Origin of the sequence: Paenibacillus spongiae, assembly GCF_024734895.1 — a bacterium.
Classification (GTDB): Bacteria; Bacillota; Bacilli; order Paenibacillales; family Paenibacillaceae; genus Paenibacillus_Z; species Paenibacillus_Z spongiae.
Genome location: NZ_CP091430.1, coordinates 5806067 through 5827160 on the forward strand (window position 1 = coordinate 5806067; position 21094 = coordinate 5827160).

The 21094-nt window shown below is 54.0% G+C and carries 19 protein-coding genes; 6 read left to right on the top strand and 13 right to left on the bottom strand.

The genetic code is table 11. From position 1 onward, the window contains the following. Nucleotides 1-109: 109 nt before the first annotated feature. Nucleotides 110-994 (top strand): AraC family transcriptional regulator, encoded by an 885-nt coding sequence (locus tag L1F29_RS26210; protein ID WP_258384974.1) that lies wholly within the window; start codon nucleotides 110-112, stop codon nucleotides 992-994. Nucleotides 995-1103: 109 nt separating this feature from the next. Continuing rightward, a complete protein-coding gene (locus L1F29_RS26215) occupies nucleotides 1104-2867 on the top strand; it encodes a glycoside hydrolase family 2 protein (protein ID WP_258384975.1) in 1764 nt (587 codons plus the stop codon). Between the two features lie 81 nt (nucleotides 2868-2948). Here the strand turns inward: L1F29_RS26215 and L1F29_RS26220 are convergent, their stop codons facing one another. The 8 genes from L1F29_RS26220 to L1F29_RS26255 form a co-directional block, all read right to left on the bottom strand. Next, nucleotides 2949-3710, bottom strand: coding sequence for an anti-sigma factor (locus L1F29_RS26220; RefSeq protein WP_258384976.1), 762 nt, complete (start codon nucleotides 3708-3710; stop codon nucleotides 2949-2951). Further along, the gene (locus L1F29_RS26225; protein ID WP_258384977.1) at nucleotides 3710-4282 is read right to left on the bottom strand and encodes an RNA polymerase sigma factor; all 573 of its coding nucleotides are present in this window, start codon (nucleotides 4280-4282) and stop codon (nucleotides 3710-3712) included. Before L1F29_RS26225 ends, L1F29_RS26220 begins: the two co-directional genes overlap by 1 nt. Before the next feature lie 151 nt (nucleotides 4283-4433). Then, complete coding sequence (locus tag L1F29_RS26230; protein ID WP_258384978.1) at nucleotides 4434-5372, bottom strand: cupredoxin domain-containing protein; 939 nt, start codon at nucleotides 5370-5372, stop codon at nucleotides 4434-4436. A 12-nt stretch (nucleotides 5373-5384) separates the two neighbouring features. Beyond that, a complete protein-coding gene (locus L1F29_RS26235) occupies nucleotides 5385-6974 on the bottom strand; it encodes a plastocyanin/azurin family copper-binding protein (protein WP_258384979.1) in 1590 nt (529 codons plus the stop codon). A 706-nt stretch (nucleotides 6975-7680) separates the two neighbouring features. Next, nucleotides 7681-8619 carry a nucleoside hydrolase gene (locus tag L1F29_RS26240; RefSeq protein ID WP_258384980.1) on the bottom strand — a complete coding sequence of 313 codons (939 nt, stop codon included), beginning with the start codon at nucleotides 8617-8619 and terminating at the stop codon, nucleotides 7681-7683. Nucleotides 8620-8720: 101 nt separating this feature from the next. Further along, entirely contained in the window at nucleotides 8721-9518 is a 798-nt protein-coding gene (locus L1F29_RS26245) for a polysaccharide deacetylase family protein (protein ID WP_258384981.1), read from the bottom strand. Nucleotides 9519-9646: 128 nt separating this feature from the next. Further along, nucleotides 9647-10552, bottom strand: coding sequence for an amidoligase family protein (locus L1F29_RS26250; RefSeq protein ID WP_258384982.1), 906 nt, complete (start codon nucleotides 10550-10552; stop codon nucleotides 9647-9649). Between the two features lie 362 nt (nucleotides 10553-10914). After that, nucleotides 10915-11838, bottom strand: a complete 924-nt coding sequence (locus tag L1F29_RS26255; protein ID WP_258384983.1) for a helix-turn-helix domain-containing protein — start codon at nucleotides 11836-11838, stop codon at nucleotides 10915-10917. A gap of 115 nt (nucleotides 11839-11953) precedes the next feature. Between L1F29_RS26255 and L1F29_RS26260 the strand changes: the two genes are divergently transcribed. From L1F29_RS26260 to map, 4 genes are all read left to right on the top strand, one after another. Continuing rightward, entirely contained in the window at nucleotides 11954-12808 is an 855-nt protein-coding gene (locus L1F29_RS26260; RefSeq protein WP_258384984.1) for a phytanoyl-CoA dioxygenase family protein, read from the top strand. A 207-nt stretch (nucleotides 12809-13015) separates the two neighbouring features. Continuing rightward, nucleotides 13016-13963 (top strand): hypothetical protein, encoded by a 948-nt coding sequence (locus tag L1F29_RS26265; protein ID WP_258384985.1) that lies wholly within the window; start codon nucleotides 13016-13018, stop codon nucleotides 13961-13963. Nucleotides 13964-14132: 169 nt separating this feature from the next. Further along, nucleotides 14133-14762, top strand: coding sequence for a TetR/AcrR family transcriptional regulator (locus tag L1F29_RS26270; protein WP_258384986.1), 630 nt, complete (start codon nucleotides 14133-14135; stop codon nucleotides 14760-14762). Between the two features lie 2 nt (nucleotides 14763-14764). After that, nucleotides 14765-15523: a type I methionyl aminopeptidase gene (map, locus tag L1F29_RS26275; RefSeq protein WP_258389812.1), complete on the top strand. Its 759-nt coding sequence runs from the start codon at nucleotides 14765-14767 to the stop codon at nucleotides 15521-15523. Between the two features lie 108 nt (nucleotides 15524-15631). Here map and L1F29_RS26280 read toward each other — a convergent pair whose 3' ends face one another. From L1F29_RS26280 to L1F29_RS26300, 5 genes are all read right to left on the bottom strand, one after another. Next, nucleotides 15632-16747, bottom strand: coding sequence for a TFIIB-type zinc ribbon-containing protein (locus tag L1F29_RS26280; RefSeq protein ID WP_258384987.1), 1116 nt, complete (start codon nucleotides 16745-16747; stop codon nucleotides 15632-15634). A gap of 3 nt (nucleotides 16748-16750) precedes the next feature. Continuing rightward, complete coding sequence (locus L1F29_RS26285; RefSeq protein WP_258384988.1) at nucleotides 16751-17791, bottom strand: SPFH domain-containing protein; 1041 nt, start codon at nucleotides 17789-17791, stop codon at nucleotides 16751-16753. A 388-nt stretch (nucleotides 17792-18179) separates the two neighbouring features. Next, the gene (gene wsfD / locus L1F29_RS26290; RefSeq protein WP_258384989.1) at nucleotides 18180-19616 is read right to left on the bottom strand and encodes a glycan biosynthesis hexose transferase WsfD; all 1437 of its coding nucleotides are present in this window, start codon (nucleotides 19614-19616) and stop codon (nucleotides 18180-18182) included. Continuing rightward, nucleotides 19613-20059, bottom strand: coding sequence for a GtrA family protein (locus tag L1F29_RS26295; RefSeq protein WP_258384990.1), 447 nt, complete (start codon nucleotides 20057-20059; stop codon nucleotides 19613-19615). The genes wsfD and L1F29_RS26295 overlap by 4 nt, the downstream gene beginning before the upstream one ends. Continuing rightward, nucleotides 20056-21081, bottom strand: a complete 1026-nt coding sequence (locus L1F29_RS26300) for a glycosyltransferase family 2 protein (RefSeq protein ID WP_258384991.1) — start codon at nucleotides 21079-21081, stop codon at nucleotides 20056-20058. The genes L1F29_RS26295 and L1F29_RS26300 overlap by 4 nt, the downstream gene beginning before the upstream one ends. Nucleotides 21082-21094: the final 13 nt, after the last annotated feature.

Genomic DNA, 21094 nt, shown 5'->3' on the forward strand with positions numbered 1-21094 from the left:
TCTGCTTATAATTCTAGCGATTCGAGGCGTTATTCGTCTTTAGCCGATCAAGACAGCTTTTTGTCTTTTGACGCCATAATGTTAAAAATGGGTAGGGAGGTCTTCATCAATGAACTGGCAGGAAAGCGCTTCAAGGCTCAATCGGCACGCATTCCGGCCCGCCGCGGCCGATGCGGTGTTTACCGTACATGGCTGGGGAATGCATCAATGCCATTACTCCAATCCGCCTCACAAGCACTCCTTCTTCGAAATATGTTATGTGCTCGATGGAGAGGGCACTTATGTGGATGACGGCAAGTCCAATCCCCTTCACAGCGGAACCCTGTTCTGTTCCAGGCCCGGCATTCCCCATCAGATCCTATCCGAATCCGGCATGGAGCTTGTCTTCGTCGCCTTCGAGCTCGACGAGCATGCCAGCGCCGATAACCACCGCAAGGCCTTTCTTGAACTCATGAAGACGGAGAAAGTATGCGTCTATGACGGTGACGAATTGCCTTCCGCCTTGCTGTGGAAGTCGCTGTTCCTGCTGGCGGATTATAAAGGAGCCGTACCTGCGGCCGCACTCCCGGCGGCAAGCGCCGCGCTGCTGCTCTCGTTTCCCGATCTGTTCGGAGAAGCCGTACGGCGGCAGCATCCGGCGCCGCGCCGCAATTCTGCGCACACGCTCAAGCAGGCCAAGCTGTTTATCGCCGACAATTTATCCGACAACGATCTGTCGCTGGGCAAAGTCGCCGGTTATCTCAACATGTCGGAGCGTCACCTGTCCCGGATGTTCTCCTCCGGCATTCACGAGTCCTTCACCGACTATGTGCGGCGTATCCGCGTCCAGCAGGCGGCCGATCTGCTCATGCAGACGGACCTGCCGATCGCGGCGATTGCCGAACAAACCGGCTTCGGTTCCGTCCATTATTTCTCCCGGACGTTCCATACGCTCATGAACGAAACGCCCGCTCAATTCCGGGAAAATGCAGTGAATGGAACGAAGTTCATTTAACTTTAAAGTTAATTGATGAATCCATATTGACAGCAATGTGAAACGAGTCTAATATGGGCTTATATTGATTGTTTAATTAACTTTATAGTTAATAAATGGAGGGTTATCGATGACAACAACGTCTATCCCGCGTCCTGAGTATCCAAGACCTCAGTTCGTCCGGGATAAGTGGCTCAACCTGAACGGAGCATGGCAGTTCGAAATCGATCACGGACGCAGCGGCAAGGATCGCGGACTGCATACGGAGGACGCAAGCATGGGTCAGTCGATCATCGTTCCCTTCTGTCCGGAGAGCGCGTTATCGGGCATCGGGAACACCGATTTCATGGATGCGGTCTGGTACAGAAGAACGATCGACATCCCGGCCGATTGGGCGGGAGAGCGGGTGCTGCTGCATTTCGGGGCCGTCGACTACCATGCCGAGGTTTGGGTTAACGGCAAGTCATTCGGCACGCACCGCGGCGGATATACCGCCTTCACCTTCGATATTACGGATGCGCTGCAAGCCGGAAGCAACACGGTAACCGTATACGCAGAGGACGATCTGCGCTCGGGTCTTCAGCCGCGCGGCAAGCAGAGCGGGCTGTATCATTCCCATGGCTGCGATTATACGCGTACGACCGGCATCTGGCAGACGGTATGGCTGGAGTGCGTCCCGCAATCCTATATTTCATCCTTCAAGATCTTTCCCGATCCGGAGAACGAGTGCGTTCATCTGGAAGCCAAATTGAATGGCCAGACGAAAGGCTTGCAGCTCGTATGCGAAGCCAGCTACAAGGGCCGTCCGGCAGGCAGCGCGGCTGTGCGTCTTGGCGCGATGTCCGCAAGAGTGACGATCCCTGTATCGGAGGTTCATCTGTGGCAGGTAGGCGCTCCGGAGCTGTACGACCTGAAGCTGCAGCTCGTCAGCACCGAGGGCGGTCAAGCGGTGGATACGGCGATGTCCTATTTCGGCCTCCGCTCCGTTCAATTGGACGGCATGGCTTTCCGCATTAACGGCAAGTCGGTATTCCAGCGTCTCGTGCTCGACCAAGGCTTCTATCCGGACGGTATCTATACGGCACCGACCGACGAAGCGCTGAAGCGGGATATCGAGCTTTCCCTGGAAGTGGGCTTTAACGGCGCGCGTCTGCACGAGAAGATGTTTGAGCCGCGCTTCCTCTATTGGGCCGATCAGCTCGGTTATATCGTATGGGGCGAGCATGCCAACTGGGGACTCAACATTTCGAACGCCCAGGGACTGGCGCAGTTCCTGCCGGAGTGGATCGAAGGGGTGGAGCGGGACTTCAACCATCCGAGCCTAATCGGCTGGTGCCCGTTCAATGAGACATGGGACGACGGAAGGACTGGCTCGCGTCAGGATAACGAGGTGCTGCGCATCGTATACGAAACGACCAAGGCGATCGATCCGACCCGTCCTGTCATCGATACGAGCGGCAACTTCCATGTCATTACGGATATCTTCGACGTCCATGACTACGATCAGAATCCGGAGACGTTCAAAGCGCGCTATGAATCGCTTCGGACCGGCGAAGGCGAAGTTAACGCCTCGTTCCCGAACCGCCAGAAGTATACCGAAGGCCTCCCTTACTTCGTCAGCGAATATGGCGGAATCTGGTGGAATCCGGGCCAGACGGATGGCAAAGCATGGGGCTACGGGAACCGTCCTACGAGCGAGGAGGAATTCATCGCCCGCTACGACGGCTTGACGACGGCGCTGCTCGAGCATCCGAAGATGTTCGGCTTCTGCTACACGCAGCTGTACGATATCGAGCAGGAAGTGAACGGCCTATACACGTACGACCGCAAGCCGAAGTTCGATCCGGCGATCATCCGCGCCATCAACACGAAGCGCGCGGCAATCGAAGACTAATAAGAAGCCCGCCGGACGCGAGTTGTCCGGCGGGCTGTTTTTGTTGATGCCTATACTTGGGGCTGTCGCCTCCTACTTCCCTCATGCAGTACCGAACTTCTTTTCCCCGCGCGGCTGATCGCCACGATCGTCGGGCTCCAAAGTAATCCCGATCGAATCGAATGCCAGCCGGTCCGAACCGATCGGCATCGCGAGCACGCCGATCCCCCGGTCGGCATCTCCGACGCGGAATGTGCCCGCGCTCGTGCGCTTGCCATCCTTGATCAGCCAGACTTGATAGGCTTCATCGCCGGTCGTGGCAGCAGCTCCGAACACATAGACAACGAACTGCCTGGTCTGGCCGTTATCGACGACGCAGGCCACTCCGTAGGCTCCCTCTTTTGCCCCCGGCTGCGCCTTGAGCGGCAGCACTTCCTTGATTTGTGCCGCGGACACGTTCAGCGCTTCTTCAACCGTAGCCGGAGAACCGGCTCTTTCCCCATACAACCATATATTCCACGATGTGCCCGCTATAAACAAGAACAGCACTACAACCGCTGCGGAGTTGAACATTCTCTTCCTAACCGCTGCTCGCCTGCGGACTGCAGCCGACTCGTCCGGCAAGGCTAATTCCGCAGCCAGAGCGGCGTCCATCACTTGCTTCTTCAGGTCTTCCGGCGGTTCGATCCGTTCCATGTCTGCGGGAAGCGCCTCCCATACGATGCGCAGCTCCTCCATCTCGGCTTGGCAGGCTTCGCAGCCCGGGAGGTGACGCTCGAAAGCAAGCCGCTGCTCTTCCGTGCATACGCCCGAAATCACATCCAGGCATAGATCGCATATGGTTTCCGCATTCTTATTCGGCATTACCAACCCTCCCCTTCCACCGCCAGATGTCTGCGCAATATTTTCAAAGCTTGATGTAACCTGTTCTTCACCGTGCCGAGCGGCTCTTCATAGACGGCCGCCAGCTCGCTCAGGCTGTATCCCTGCCAATAGAAATGCTCCAGCAGCTCGATTTGCTGCTTCGATAGATAGCGGTAGGCGCCGCGAATTTGTTCCTTCACCGATTCGCGCTCCGCTCTCGTTTCCGGAGATACGGCATGGGCGTCCGGTATTCGCTCCAGCTCTTCGGGAACGAATGGCACGAGCCCTTCAGAAAGCCGGCGCTGCTTGCGGAGCCAGTCTGCCGTCATGTTCCGGGTTATCGTAATCAACCAGCTCGTAAACCGTCCCTTCTCCGGGTCGTACCCCGCTTCCGTCGTCCATAGCCGGACGAATACGGATTGAACGATCTCCCGGGCGGCCGACTCGTCCTTCAACGCTTTCATGGCAAACGAGTAGACCAATGCCGCATAGCGGTCGTACAGGACGGACAGCGCATCTTGCCGCTTCCGCTTCACGAGCAGCATCAGTTCGAGATCGGAAAGATTCTGCATGTTGCGTGGCCTCCAGATTCGGCTTATTGATATCCGTTTATTCATCCTATCAGCTATGGATTCGAAAAGAAATCCTTAATGTTGCGGCTGCTGCGGGACGTGAAGAGAGGGCAGCCGTCCAGGCTGCCCTGCTCTTGAGATTGACTTGACTTTACTTCGCTTTGACCGTTATCGTCCCTCTCATCCCGGGATGCGGAGTACAATAATAGCCAAACTCGCCCTTTTGTTCGAAAAGAATCGTCTTCTCTTCGCCCTTCCCGAATAAGTCCGTATCGAATGAATCGTCGTCTGCGGTCGCCGTATGACTGACGGCATCTTTGTTCACGAACGTGACGCTGTCGCCGGCCTCAATCTCCAGCTTCGCCGGCGAAAAGGCGAAATCCACGATTTCGACGACATGCGTCTTCGCAGCCTTCCGGTCGTCTGCCTTCTCGGATGCGGTACCGGATTTGCTGACGGAGTTGTTCGGCTCAGCGGGCTTCGGCGCAGTGCTTTTATTACCAGCGCTTTCGGTTTTGCTCGGCGCGGGCGCGGGAACCGTATCTTTCTTGCCGGCGCCTCCTGTTTTGCTTGGTGCGGGAGCAGTCCCCTTATCACCGGAGCTGCCTGCCTTGCTAGATGTAGTAGCGGACGATTCGGAGACGTTCTTGGACCCGCTATCGCCCTCGCTTCCGCCTGTTTGTCCCGAAGCACCCGGCTTCGAATCCGATTTTACGGCGCCGTTGTCTTTCGTGGCCGCTTCGCCATCCTGCGGCTTGGCAGAATTGTTGTTGTTCTTACCGCCCGCGGCGCTATTCGCCTCTCCCTGATGGCCTGAGGAAACCGGATGCTGTGCATCCGCGTTCTCCCCTTTATCAGCAGAATCCGCATGATCGTTCTCTGCCGATGCCGATTCCTTGGTCTCCTCGCCGCTTGTGCTCTGCTCCTGGTTTGCCGGGTCGGAAGGCGGCGCTTCGGAAGTTTGTTCATGACCTGCCGCTTGATGGTCGTTACCCGCAGCGGGTGAACCGGCATTCCCATTACCGCAGGCGGTAATCAGGAACAGCACGCCCAGAACCGCGGCCCAATACGCAATGGCTCGAAGCTTCACCTGACATCACGCTCACTTCACGATAATTTGGCCGGTCATGAAGCTTTTGTGAGGCTCGCAGTAATAATCATAGGTGCCTGCCTTATCGATCTTGATGGTGAAGGACTCTCCCTTGGCTAGCAGAGGGGTGGCGAAAGCTCCATCCGCTGCGACCGCATTGTGCTTCATATCGTCATAGTTCGTGAAGATGATCTCGGAACCGGCCTCGACGGTCAACGGTTCTGTACCGAACGAAAATTCCTTGATATCGATCCGATAAGTTTTGACCGCTTGCGCAGCTGTTGTGCCCGTGAACTTAGCCGGGTCGATGACGAACCAGACTTTATTGACATTCTGACCCGTTACATCGCCGTGCGCTTTGTCCTTGACAAAATAATAGAGCGGATAGCCTTTATACGTCGCCTGGACACTGCCGTCTTCACGGGTGATGCGGCCGAAATCGTCCTTTTTCATCGTCGACGGGACGCTGCCGCCAGATTGAGCGTAGACCGGCCAGTTCGCGATGCATTCGCCTTTGCATGCGCTATTCTGCGGCGTATCTTTATCGAAATAGTATAACGTCCTTCCTTGGTCGTCCGTCAAGTAATTCCCGAGCGTGCCGTTCGTCCCGAGCATGACGGAATAATCGGATTTGGCAACGAACCACACGCCGTTAACCGCTTCGCCGAGCACATCTCCGGCCGCCTTGTCTTTGACGAAATAATAGAGCGGCCATCCTTTATACATCCACTGCTTCGTTCCGTCCGTACGGGTCAGTATGGTAAAATCGGCCGCATTCAACTGTGCCGGAATTTGCAGCTGCTCCGAGGCAAACAGCGGCCAGTTCTTGACGCACTCCCCTTGACAAGCGTTAACGTCCTGCGCATCCTTCGTGAAGAAATAGAGCGTACGGCCTTTGCCATCGGTAAAATAAGTGCCCAGCTTGGCGTCCGTACGAAGGCCGATCCGTTCGCCCTGAGGCATCTCCGCCGAGCCTGGGATGACGCCGCTTTGCTGCAGCATCGCGAATAACGTGTGACCGTGAGCGGTTTCTACCGACAGCGCCTCGATCATCGCTGTTGCGATGTGGGCATTCGTCAGAACGGAAACGCCGGCGACTTGACCGAGACCTTTGCCGGCAGCGTATTTCTCCGTATCTGCAAAAGTAAAGTCCGTACCTGACTTATAGCCGGCCGCTTCAAGCAGCACCTTGTAGAACTGCTGGGCGCTAATGTCCGACAGCGGATCGAAGCGGTTGCTCCCCGTTCCGGACCATCCGTATTGCGGATTTTTTTTCAAATAAGCCAGAACGGCCTGATTGCTCTTGCCCACGAGCTTCGCGTCGGCGAAATTGGCCGTTCCTTCGTAAGCGATCGCTTCCTCCAGTTTGCCTTGAAGACGTAGCGATAGGAGCGCGGCATTCATCCGGGTCGATTTCTTCTCCAAGTATGCCGCCGTAACGCCATCGCCTTCGCCAATCATGAGGCCCAGCTCCTCCGCCGTCTGTGCATCCGATTGCACGGGCTGCCCGCTCGCTTGCTCCTCCGCGAACACACCGGCCGCCGGCATCAGCAGTGAAGCGCATAATACAATTCCCACCAATAAACTCGTAAACCTTCTCATCAGCATTTACCTCCCTAATAATAGCTATTCAATATGAGGTAACGCTGCGCTTCGGTAATCGGTTTGACGGAAGATCATTATTTTTTTAAAAAATAATGAAGTGCAATTTCAAGCTTAGCGGATTACGGTCCGTCAGTCCGTCTTGCATCTTGAATGAATCAACCTGTCCGCATAAATAAAGCGGCGCAACCTTTATCAAGATTACACCGCTGATACTATGATTTACTATCCAGCCGTTCCTTCTATTTGGAGTGCCTTTAAGGGGATTAGGGAAACAACGGCTATAATATATACCTGCTACCCTTGCATGTTATTTACTAGTGCAATCTATGGCATGCTACTTTCCAATAGTGCGATCTATGAAGATGTGCAGAAAGTGTTGTACAATGTGCAACATTTCTCTCATTCTGCAGACCTGTCGACCGCATTGTTGTACTTACTGCAACAATACGGCCATGAAATCATGGATAAGCCGTTTTACGGGGAGAATTATTGCAGTATATACAACAATAATCGAAAAATCTTCATTTTGCCCGTCCAATGTTGTATAACATACAAAATTAAAGGTTGATGACACCTGAACGAATCCTTAGAAACGATTCAAGACGCTTCCCATGACTGAACTTGTCATTGCCGCATGTAGTTGACCACCGTCATGCGACTCCACTCCGCGCGCGGGGTGCTGCGCGCTGCGAATGGAATCGCCTTACTTCTGCCACCTCTGAAGATCGCCATCGCCATAACGGCTCACCAGAAGCTCGTCCAGCAGTTCCCGCATTGTCTCGGGATCCATTCGCTGCACTAAATAACTATGCCCTTTATCCGCTGTATCGTGCCAGATGGTTTCGCCGTCCGCAGCAACTTGAACAGAACCGCCCGTAACCGCCTCCCAATAGTCGCGGAGACCGCGCACACCGTATAGGACTGCGGTCAAATCCCAGCTGTTCCGGCTGCCCGGCTCGCCCAGATAACGTTCATAAGCATCGCGCACCGGACTGTCAGCCGGAGCATGCGTAAACAACGGTCCGCCGGTCAGGATGTCGCGCCCGATTTCGAAGCCGCTAAACATAATGGATGTCGGCCAGTGTTCCGCCACAAACTGCGCAGAAGCCGGGCACATCTCGAAGTTCCACTCTTTGCCGGAAGGGAACGCGCCGCCCATGACGACGAGACGCTCCACTTTGCGTCCGACCAATTCGATGCCGTCGAGGCTGGAATGCCGATCAGGTCCGGACTGCAGCAGATGGAGCAAATTCCGCAGCGGACCGATAGCGATCATAACGACGCTGTGATCCGCTTCCTGGGCTAGCAGCTCGCGAAACAGATCCGCCGCATCAGGCGCGTCCATTCCGCCTTCGAACCGGTTCGGATAGTTCTCGGCAAGATGCCGGTTATATTTGCGGTAGATGTCTTCATCCAGGAATCCTGTTTCCTTCAATGTACCGACCGGGATATCCGGACGGCCATGGTACCGGTTAATGGCATCAATGCAGCCCGCTCCCCAAGGGCTGGACGTGCAGTGGGTCACGCCGACAATCTCCGCTTCCCCCCGATCCGCCAGGGCATGAAGGATGGACAGCGCCGCAGCGTCGTCGCAATCCGGTCCGATATCGGTATCCAGGATTACTTTCACAGGTTTTATCATCCGGTTAATCCTCCCATACATGTCGATTTATCCAGAACTCTTTATGAGGCGAGGAATCGTCAATAAGATGAATTCCGGTTTGACTCCAGCTTTTCTGAAAGTCACGCTTCAACAGTCCATTCAACCGTTGCCCCGCCTTTTACGACAATCATCTCACCAGCCGCTTCTAAATAAATGTCGAGTGCGGATGGATTATATACCACTGTCCCTAGTTCCGTGTAACGAAGCTCATTGGCAGCTTTCACATAGTCGTAGATTTCGATATTGGTCGCATACCACACTTCCGGCTTACGGCTAATTTCGGCGCAGAACGCCTCGATCTTCTCCCAAGCGTTGTCATACATATCGAACTCGAAGCTATGCCCCCATACGTAATAAAGCATGACCTCCCGGTTCTCAGGGTCAAGAAACTTCTTCGTCAGGGCAGGCCGGTCCGGGTCATTATCATGGCATGTCGGGTGCCAGGTTAAGAATTGCTCAGGCAAGTGAAAGGCTCTGTGATTAACGACAGTACGTGAGTAAGCCACTCCGGTGCCGCTTAGCGCTTCGACGACATGGTTGCTGAAACTTCCGCCCGGATAGGCCATCCCGCGTACCGGATAGCCTGCTAGCGCCTCCAATGCTTTCTTATCCTCAAGCACCTCGTGCAAGATGGCTTCATCCGGCACTTTCGTAAGATCCGGATGCGTGACGGTATGTATGGCAATCTCATGACGGCTGAACAGCGTCTTGACCTCAGCCGATTCGATATGCGAATGATCGACGTTAATGTCGCCAATCTGCAGCCGGTCCTGATTGCCGAAGGCACCGGAGTTCAGGTTGAACGTCGCTTTCAACTGATATTTATTCAGCATTTCAACAAATCTGCGGTCCTGTACGGTTCCATCATCATAGCTCATTGTAAACGCTCTCGTTTTTCCGCCTGGGAAAAGCAATCTTGCATGTTGCGGTCGCATACGTTATCTCCTTTAAGAACCCTTCCGCCGATAGCGGCAGAAGGGTCCATGCTTTAATATATGCAATCATATTACTGGATTTGACGAACAAGCTTCCAATCCGCTGCAGGAGGCTGAAAAACATATTTGAACAGCTTCCCGTCCGGGTCTTCGACGGCAATCAATATGCCCTCCGATACCGGAAGCACATGATGAATCTCGCCGCCCTGTACAAGTTCGGCCGCAAGAGGCGCAAATGCCGGAATGATGGCTTCCTCAAGCCAAATTCGTTCTTGAAACCAGCGCGGAATTGGAGTAGGCACCGGATATCCCTTCACGGGGGCTCCGAGGTCCTTCGCCAGGCCGAGCGGGTCGCTGGACAGATTGCGGTTCGCCCCGACTGCGGCAACAAAACGCAAATAAAGCTCGACCGTGTTGATCACTTCATCATCGTCCAGGGAACCATTCGCATAACGAAACTCGACCGTGCCGATATCGTACCAAGCTGCCAGATTGATCCCGCACCGGTGAGACTGGGGACGCCCATGATAGCGAAGCGCTTCCGGGCCGGGATTTAATCGATAGTTCCTTCTCATCTCTTGGGTCACCGGAGGACAAAATATACGCCGGTGCGCGCTGGTCTGCATGAGCGCTTGAATGGCGTCCTGATACTGCAAGGCAGCATCTACCAGCGGAAGCACGATATCTTCCCCCCATGGCTCCATGCCGACGTGGACATGGACTCCGCAGCTCCAATTGGCCGATGTCCCTTGTTCCCTCAGCCGGGCAAGCATAGCGCGGATCTGTGCCCTGTCTCCCCACAGAATCGGAGGCGGCTTTAGCTCGCTTCCCGACTCTGCTCCCGTCTCGTCAATCTGGCGTTCATCCAGTGACATAATCCAATCAGGCAGCAATTCCAAGCCCTCCGGTCTGCCGCCGATAAACTCGATTTCCACGCCAAACTTAAGGCGCTGCCAATCTACTATTTTGGGCCACATCGCCTTCATCTCCTCGTTAATGTTTATTGAGTAAGTGTGATTCTTCAAGGAGATGAGGCGGACCTCGGGGTTAGCGGGGGATTTTTTTTCTAGGCATCGTTGTTCCTCCTGCGATCTCTTATATGGTAATTATATACAACCGAAATTGAGCTAGCCAGTTCAAATTATGATTGGTCGCTGCTTCCAATAACCTGCAGCTTATTTCCGATAACACGTCGGACATGTTTCTATATTTCATGCTGGAAGGATGGTCCACTATTACAATTGCAGCACATTGCTGATTTGAGTTTCAAAAGGATCGGTTTGCTTTCTTTTCAAATCACGATCAAGATGATTCTTGGCATCTCTGCCAACGATTGTTGTTATTCTATCCTCCCATAAGCATTCCGCGCCGCGGGATTCTGCTTTGATTTACGCAGCTGAATAGGCGCATACCCCGTCCAACGCCTGAACTGACGGCTGAAGCTGCTTGCGCACGAGAAGCCTAATTGATCGCCTATATCCTCCAGCGAAGCATTCGTGCGAAGAATGAGCTCCTTAGCCTTTTTCATCTTCAGCAGGCTCAAATAATGATGCGGCGGCATACCGTAAACCTTCTGGAAGACGAGTCCGCAGCGGTTGCGGTTAATAAAGAGCTGACGGGCAATACTGCCAATCGTGTCGGATGTGAAGACGGCTGCGTGAAGCCGCTTCTCAATTTCATGTGCCAGTTCAAGCTCTGACGTCGTCGCTGCCTGCTTGCGCAGCTTCGGCTGCGACTTCTCCATCACTCCAAGCAGTTCTACGATCATACGAATAATGACAGCTTGAATAGACAATTTGCGGGCTGCCGCAGGAAGCCGATCTGACAGGTCAGCCCCCTCCCTCTTAGAATCGTCGAATAATTCCGGCCCAGCAGCCAACAAATGCTCGAGTTCTTCCCACAACGGCCCTGCCAGCCTGGATTGTGTCGGGTTAATCAATATATAATCCCTCTGGCTTAGCTCCTCCCGAATCGTCATATCATCCATATCAAAATGTAAAGTAAAATATGAAAATGGCGCGCTTGGTTCCGTGATGGTACTGTGCAGAACTCCCGAGCCCAGAAACAGCCAATCACCGGCGGATAGCTTAACCGCTTGACCGTTGATCCATTCTACAGCAGCCCCATCCACGCAATGCAGCAGCTCGAATGAGGCATGATGATGCTTGCGGTAGGACCACTCGGCTTCAACGGAGGCATAATGACAGCCGTGAATGAGCAGCGTGCCGCCAAGGTCAGGGATGCTGAGTAAATTTCGAATCATGGCAAATCCTCCGTGCAAATGGTTAAGTATTGTGTTCTATTCGTCATGTTCACCCCTCTTTCCTTTTGATACTTTGGAATATGAATCACTCATTCTTAACGAAAGCGGGATGTATATGAACCGTATACTGAGCATTTCCGACGTCAATTTTTATCGTTCCCATCATTATCTGCATGCCAAACAAGTCATACCGCAGCATTTGCTCGATCTTGGCCGATCAATCATCTCCCGCTGGGTAGACGAGCTAATCAACGAATGGGCGGAGAAGGGTCTGATCGACGACAAGCTCCCGGATCTCGATTTTCAACACCGGTTAGTTACATTGTGGAATGCCGCCGGCAGGCCTAAGTACATGCGGAGTCCAAGACGAGATATCGTCGGGCCGGATATGTATTCGTTTCTCGCGAATCCTCGGCTCCTGGATCTGGCAGCTGACCTGCTGGGTACGGATGAATTGTCCGCTCACGGCATCTTCAATTGTCGGCTTAAGCTTCCCGATCAGAAGTGGACGGATACTCCATGGCATCAGGACGCACAGTATTATCGAGATGCTGAGAATGTGCATGTGGTCTCCATCTGGATTCCGCTGCAGAAGGTAACGGAGCACAACAGCTGTCTGCAGGTCGGGCCGGATCTCTTCACCGACACATTGCTGAGCGGACACGACGATGAGGAGACGGGTTTTCTCGGTTTAAGCAAGGAGGACGCGGGAAGATTGAGGCCGATCTCCGTCGAGATGGATCCGGGAGATGCGCTCTGCTTCACACAGCTGCTGCCTCATCGCGCACTCCCGAATCGTTCGGATGCCGTTCGCTGGTCCATGGACATTCGTTATGAGGCTACTCCGAATGCAACCCTTTCCGGCAAAGCACAGGGTTTCGTAGCGAGAAGCCCAATCGCCCCGGATTCAGTGGAAAAATACCATCAATGGGAACGCAAATGGGGAAACATCCCGCGTGGAAGCTACTAACTTGTATTCCGTTCATGACCGGTTATAACTTATGACCGGTCTTTTGATTTGTTTCAAAGTACGAAGGTTTCATTCGGATGAATAACGCCAAGGGCAGGCCATGATAATAAATTCCCCCTCCACCGCAACCATTTCCAGCTTTTTAGCGTACTTGATTACAGGCGAATGAAGCTTCGTTAGCCAAATTATCGAACGGAGGGGTCGTTAATGCCAAATTCCTTTCACCTGCGCTTAAGCGATGCCAAGGAGCGGCTGTTTCGCTTGCAGAAGGCAGAACGAAGAATACAGGATCTGCAGAAGCGGGTGCGGGAACTGGAGCGTCAGGTCATTCAGCTGGAGATTCAACTGGAAGACGAACAAGCTGACGTCGATAAGCTGACGCGGATGTCATTGACGAATCTGTTTCATACCATTCTACGCAGCAAGACGGAGCAGTTGGAGATGGAACGGCAGCAGGCGTTATCCGCGGCGCTCAAGCTGCAGGAAGCGAAGCAAACGCTCGCCGATACGCAGTCGGACTTGAGGCGCTTCAGCGACGATCTGTCACATTACCGCAATGCCAAGCGCGAATATGACGAATTGCTGTTAGAGAGAGAAGCGTTCCTCCGCAGTTCCCACTCTTCGACCCATGCGCTGACGGAGATGGAGGAACAGATCGGCGATCAGTCCATCCTCGTGAAGGAACTTCATGAAGCATGGACGGCAGGACGCCGCGTATTAAGCTCGTTAGAGGATGCATCGGCCAGCTTGGAGAAAGCGGAGAATTGGGGCAAATGGGATATGTGGGCCAACGGGGGCCTCGTCAGCACCCATATCAAGCATAATCATGTCGACGATGCGAAGCAGTTCATCCATAATGCGAACCACCAGCTCTTGAATTTCCGCGACGAGCTGGCGGATGTGAAGCGCAGCATTGCCATCGAGGTGGATATCAGCTCGATGCTCAAGATGGCCGATTATTGGTTCGACGGCTTGATTTCCGATTGGATCGTCCAAGGAAGAATACGCGATGCGCATGATAAAGTCCTTGATGCTATACATCGAATTCGAACGATCGTCAATCAGCTGCAAACCGAGCATCAATCCGAAAGCGCGTCCTTGCAGACCATGAAGACGAAACGGACGAGTTGGATTGAAACTTTTCAAGCAGGATGAGGACCGCCATGATGATGTACAATGAGCTTGCAGCTTCCGCCGTGCCGGAAGTGCAGGCTCTTTTTACCGCCGCTTCTGAAAATGAGCGAAGAACATTTGCATTCAAGAATGAAATGCTGTATTTTTAAATTGACATGCGAGCAGGTCTAAAAAAGAGGTGTTGCTGAAGATGTGCCCACGCACCAAGGAACAGAACGATGCATTACGGGAAAAGCGGAAGCTGCAGATCATTCGCGCGGCTGCCGATATGCTGCTGGAACGCGGCCTCGCCATTGAAATTCGCGACGTTGCGCTCAAAGCCGGGCTCGGATACGGGACCGTCTATCATTATTACAAGAACAAGCATGAGCTGCTCGACGATTTGCTGTGGCATGCTTTCGAAGCTGCGAAGGATGCGGTGGAAGAGGAGCTCTCTCCGGGTATGAAACGGGGCCTTGCGACTAACGATAAGCTGGAACGCTATTGTATCCGCCTGCTTCAGCTGTGGCTTCATGATCCGTCTGTCTTCTTCTTGTATAAATCGGTTGCCGAGAACGGACTCTCCATCCCCGGAGGCGGCCGAATGCCCGATCAGCTTAGCGAACGTTTCGATGCGGAGCTCTATGAGCCGCTTGTTGCCGCGATCCGCGGTTCTTACGAACCGAGCGCGATCCGTGACGCTGACCATGAGGCCAATTATGTTCTTGGAGCGCTCATTGGCTGCGCCGGCCTCCATATTCACCGTCATCAGATGGCGATGGATGTCGAGGGAACTATAGCCCTGCTGCTCGCAGCATTTCAACCGAAGGAAGGGGCCTGATGATGGTTATTTTAAAATCACCGCGAGAAATTGAACTTATGCGAAAGCCCGGAGAGCTGGTTGCCGCCTGCCATCGGGAAATCGCCAAGCTGATCCGGCCGGGTATAACGACAAGAGAGATCGACGCTTTCACGGAATCGTGGATCCGGAAGCAGGGCGCCAATCCGACTACGATCGGATACAATGGATATAAGTACGCGACATGCGCATCGGTCAATGACGTGATCGCACACGGATTTCCGGGCGATGCGCCGCTGCAGGACGGCGATCTCGTTACCATCGATATTGTAATCGATTATGAAGGATGGGTCGGGGATTCTGGTTGGACGTATGCCGTAGGCACCTTGTCCGAGGAAGCCGCGAAGCTGATGCGGGTGACGAAGGAATGCCTGTACCTCGGAATCGAACAGGCTGCGGTCGGCAATCGCATCGGCGATGTGATGCATGCCGTCCAGACGCATGCGGAGTCGAACGGCTTCTCCGTTGTGCGCGATCTGCTCGCCCACGGAATCGGCCAATCGCTTCACGAGGAGCCAAACTTCCCTCATATCGGCAAACCCGGCAAAGGCTTCCGCCTCAAGGAAGGCATGGTATTCACCATCGAGCCGATGATCAATGTCGGCACGTACAGGATGACGATCGATGCGGACGGCTGGACAGCCAGAACCGCAGACGGCAAGTGGTCGGCGCAGTACGAGCATACGATTGCGATTTCGGAAGACGGCCCGATCATCCTGACCGATCAAGGGGAGCCGAGATAACCGGAACTGAAACGGAAGACCTCCAGTCCCATCGCCCGGCATTAGGCGGTGGAACCGGAGGTCTTCTTTGAAGCTGGAAGCTCTGATAGGTGTTAATCTCCACAACAACTAGCCATTGTACTGCGAGAAGAAGAGGAATGCCGCAGCGGCTGCGATCACGCACAGCAGAACGAAGAACGTAATCTTCCAAGGACTGCGCGGAACGGTTCCCGATACGAGGCCAGTCTGTCCATTCACCATATAACGGTAAGGCTTGGCGCGATAGGTGTAATTCGCGTTCCAAACCGGAAGCAGCATATGTTTATAAGTCCGGTCATAGTATTGGGTGCGAATGTTGAGGCTTCTAATTTCGTCGCCTCCGATTTCCTCGCGGATGTTAGCGCGCAGCGTTTCGTTGATTCTATTCCTTGCTTTCTGCCAGCCCTGCTGACGCGTAACGGAATACCTCTCTGCGGTATAACCGCTCAAATATTCCGGTTTATAGCCCGTCAGCTTCCTTAGATCGAAGTTGCCGAGATCCTCCAGCAAGCCCCCGTCGTACCGGACCGAGGCCGGGATGAGAATATCGTCGAACGAATAGTCGTAATGCCCGCCTACTCTTCGCCAGACCGTATACCGAACCCGCTCGGTGTAGGTCTCGGTTTTGCCGTTCACGACCCGGGTCCTTGTTTCGTTCCGGTAATGGTAATCGCCTCTTTCCGCCGAATAGACGGAGGCTGTCTCCGAGTCGTACGTCCAATACGGAACGTAGATGCCCGTCAGCCGGGAGATAATCTTCCCTCTCTTGAACTCGTTAGGGATAAACCAGCGCTTCTTCTTCCAGGCATGGAAGGAAGCTGTCGCTTGTTCCAAGGTAACCTGGAACGGAATCATCGTTTCCGGCCGAATGCTGGCCGCCGCTTCCTCGACAAGCACCTTAGGCGAACCGCAGAAGGCGCATCGCGCGGAGGTCTCCATCTGCGGAATAAGACTTTCCCCGCCGCACTGTTCGCAGCGGACCGTCTGCGTTCGCATCCCCCAATCGGTCAGCTCCGGGCCGTCCGTCTCCCGCAGATCGAAGTCATGCTCGATGGGCAGCTGATCCGAGTTCTCGATCGGATCCTCCTTGCCGCAATACTCGCATTTCAACGATTGGCTGCCGGAATCGAATAGCATGGGCCCGCCACAGCCGGAGCAAGGGAACGAGACCGGCGTCTTAGACTTGGTCGTCGCTTCCACCGTCATACGCTACACCTTGGTGCCGCAGCTGGAGCAAAATTTCGCATTCTCCGCCAGGCGCTCGCCGCATTCGGAACAGAACTTTTTCCCTGTGGCGGGGCCTGAGCTTGAGTTCGAGCTTCCCGTGCCGCTGCTTGCCTGCCCGTTCCCGGCTGCATGGCGCTGATCCCCGGCCGGCGCTTGAGGCTCGGCCATCCGGTTCATCATCTGGCTCATCATCTGCCCCATGGCCATTCCTGCACCAAGACCTGCGCCCGTGCCGGCTGCGCCCGAATCCGGATTATTGGCCGCCTCTCGGATCGCCTCCGCCGTTTGATATTTCATATACTGATCCAGGTTGCCGGCAATGTTCATCGACGACTTGCGGTCGATCATCCGCTCGACTTCCTCCGGCAGCGACAGGTTCTCGATCCTCAGCAGCGTGAGCGACAGTCCCATCGCCTGAAGATGAGGCTGCAGCCGCTGGGCCGCGCTAACGCTCAGCTCTTCGTAGGAAGCGGCCAGATCGGCCACAGGAATCCGGGATTCACTAATAAGATCGCTGATTCCGGTGACGATAATCGACTTTAGAAACCCGGAAATCTGATCGGTTGTGAAATCGCTTTTCGTTCCGAATAGTTCTCTTAAGAAGACTGCGGGATCCGTCACCCGTATCGAATAGCTCCCGAAGCCTCTTAGCCGGACCATGCCGAACTCGGCGTCCCGCATGATGACCGGATTGGTCGTTCCCCATTTTAAATTCGTGAAGTTGGCTGTGCTGACGAAGAACACATCCGCTTTGAACGGCGAATTGAACGCATGCGGCCAAGACTTCAAAGCTGTCAATAAAGGCATGTTCTGAGTGCTTAACGTATAGGTGCCGGGACCGTATACGTCGGCGATTTGCCCTTCATTCACGAATATGGCCGCCTGCGATTCGCGCACGATCAGCTTGGCGCCCATCTTAATCGCATTATCGTAAACAGGAAAACGGTATACCATCGATCCGCTATCGTCCAGCCATTCGATGACCTCGATAAATTGCCCTTTAAGAAACGAGAATAGTCCCATCCTTCTACCTCCACTGCCAAACTTGTCATTACGGTGCCTCGTTCCGCGCATCCATTGGAAGCCGGAAGCACCCTTTACGTTACTAACCCGACTGCTTCTATATTTCCAAGTGTATGCTGCAGCCCCACACAGCCGCACGTTCAGGTGTTTCCTCTAAATTGTATTCACGCAAGGCTATGCCTTATCCCTGCCAGCCGGTTAGGTTTCTCTATTGTATCATGTTACGACAATTTCGGACGCCTCTTCCCAAATAAGGACAAAGAAAGACGAAGAACCCTCCCCGGCGAAAGAGTGTCGAGCTCTTCCATCGCGGAAAGGGTTCTTGCAGGAAAATTCGGCAGCATCCGCAATCGTACGATCGACGCGAAAACCGCGGATACGCCCTAGCTTAGTAGTAATAGCTCCGTCTTCTGCTGCGCTTCAGAGAGGCCAGCTGATAAACCACCCACACAACAGCCGTTACGAGCATCATATCGAAGCTTACGTTGAACAGGAACAGGTGCTTGCCCATATCCGCCTGTCCGTCTCCGAGTATGGGGACGAGGAAGGCGAATATTCCGACGAGCCCGATCAGCATGAACAGCTCGATTGCGATTCGCTCCCGCACCGAAGGCCGCCGCATATATTCAAACAGCGCAGCAGCAAAGTACAGGACGTAGAAGATGACGATAAATAGCAGAGATCTAGGCAAATATTTATTTTTGAACTCGCTCCATGTGCTGTATGTCATCGATAGCGTACCGGATGGCTTGCCCTCCGCCTTCTCATAATTGCCAAGATAATACGGCCGGATGCTCATCCCGTTGGAAGCCGCGTATTCCATCTTATCGATCAGCCGTCCGGGATGCTTCAGGTAGAACAGGAGCACGTCCGTATGCGAGATGCGATCATAGAAGTCCGCCTTCAATGACGGATCGTCCTGTTTAATGGCGGTATCGGTCTGAAAAAAGTTCGTGCCCGCCAATACCGACAGCCGGTCCGGCAGCCCAAGCTCCTCGAGATCCCCCTCCACGTCAGGCGAGCCGTTCAGAATGCCGAAGAATACCGTCTGATACAGGTTAATATGCTTCAGATCCTTCGGAGCAGTTATATACATAATAACGGCGGTAAGGAAAATCCCGATCGAGAACCACATGGCGATCTTGCGCCACTTCATATCGCGCTTGAGGCTCATATATCGAAGACCGATCAGAGCGAAGGCGACGCCGATAGGCGCGTTCTGGATTTTGGAGAAAGACAGAAACACGACCGATACGAAAAAGAGCACCAGCACTTTGTTCGACGGACGCTCCTGCTGCGTCAGCCATAAGCCCAGACCGAACGTTAACAGCATGAAGACGAAGGAGACCGGTTCGCCAAAGAATGAGTTGAAGTAGGCCAAATAGGCGATATCGCAGAATACGAACACGATGCATGCCGCAAGGACGATGCCGGTCACGCGCGATTCCGTCTTGTTGTGCCTAATAATCAGATATACCGCAGCCAGCAGCAGCAACGTATAGATCGCGCCAAGCACGCGAATATCGAACGCGTCGCTATTCGCGATCATGCCGGCGAACCGAGCAATAAAGACGAGAATTATCTGCGTGGATACGTAGGCTCCCTGGAAGAAGGAGTCATAGGCAAAGTTCGCATGGGCGTACCCGAAGAACCGGTCCTCGAACGATTCCGCCGCATCGTAATAATTCAATCCGACCGTACCCATAATACGGAGAAAATCTCCGTTATCGGCAACGCCAATGAATGGCCCGATAAACAATATATATATCGCAATGCAAGCCGCCGCAACGACGGCTGCCGATTCAACCGTGACTAACCTTCTCATTGCTCGCTCTCCCACTCTATCGTTCGCTCTTTCTTCTTGCCGAACGTCATTTTTTTCTGACCTGCGTAATTCATGACCGTGTACAAGCCGCTGCCAATCAGTGCTGCGGCATTGTTCAATGCCGCTTCGCTTGCCTGCGGAAATACTGGTGCGATCAGCCAGCGTGCGGCCTGGGCGCTAATCCAATAGGCGGCAACGTAACAAATAACCGTCACCAGCATAAACCGCCAAAGCGTGCTGGAGACGCTGGCTTTCGACTGGAACGTGAACCGTTTGTTCATGACATAGCTGTTCACAGCCCCGACAGCGTTCCCGATAATCGTCGACGGCCAATAGCCCAGACCCGCCAGATTCAAGCAGGCGAATATTACCGACAAGCCGATCAACGTATTCACTACGCCAACGATGACGAAGCGTACGAAGCTGTGCTCGAGCCATTTCATGGCTGAACGTTCAAGCTTCGCACGCGCGCCGGACCTGATTCTACCTCCGCCTGCTTCAGCGTATCCGGCATAAGCAGCGTCTCGACGATGTACAGCGGTCTGCGCTTGACTTCCTTGTAGATTTTACCGACATATTCCCCGATCAATCCCAGCGACAGCAGCTGCACGCCTCCGAGGAACCAGACGGATAAAATAAGCGATGTCCAGCCGGATACCGTGTTGCCCAGCAGCTTGGACGCGACGGCATAGATGACCGCAGCTAAACTGACCAGCGATAATCCGAATCCCATCATCGTCACGAGCCGGATCGGACGTACGCTAAGCGAGGTGATGCCTTCGAAGGCGAACGCCAGCATCTTGGGCAGCGGGTATTTCGATTCCCCTGCGAACCGGTCCAGCCGGTCGTAGAAGACGATTCCCGTCTTGAAGCCGATCATCGGAACGATGCCGCGGAGGAATAGGTTGACTTCCTTGAACCGCTCCAGCTCGTTAAGCGCACGCTTGCTCATCAGCCGGTAATCGGCATGGTTGTACGTGACCTTCACGCCCATCCGCTCCATGAAGCGGTAGAAGCCTTGCGCAGTCGTACGCTTGAAGAAGGTGTCCGTCTTCCGGCTCTGGCGGACCCCGTAAACAATTTCGCAGCCTTCGACCGAATATTTGATGACGAATTCGCGGATCGCCTTCACGTCATCCTGCAAATCGGCGTCGATGGATATGACACAATCGGCATGCTCCTTGGCCGTCATGAGGCCCGCCAGCAGCGCGTTCTGATGCCCGACATTGCCGGAAAGCTTGAGCCCGGAGACGAGCGGATTCGATTTCTGGCTCTCCGCGATCAGCTCCCAAGTGCGGTCCCGGCTTCCGTCGTTGACGAACATGAGGAAGCTTGCTCGCGATACGAGACCTTCCTCCATCAACGCCTTCAAGACCCCGCTCAATTGGGTGATCGTCTCCCTGATTACAGCTTCTTCGTTATAGCACGGCACGACAATGCCAAGCGTTGGCCGTTCATTACTCATCAAACCACCTCAA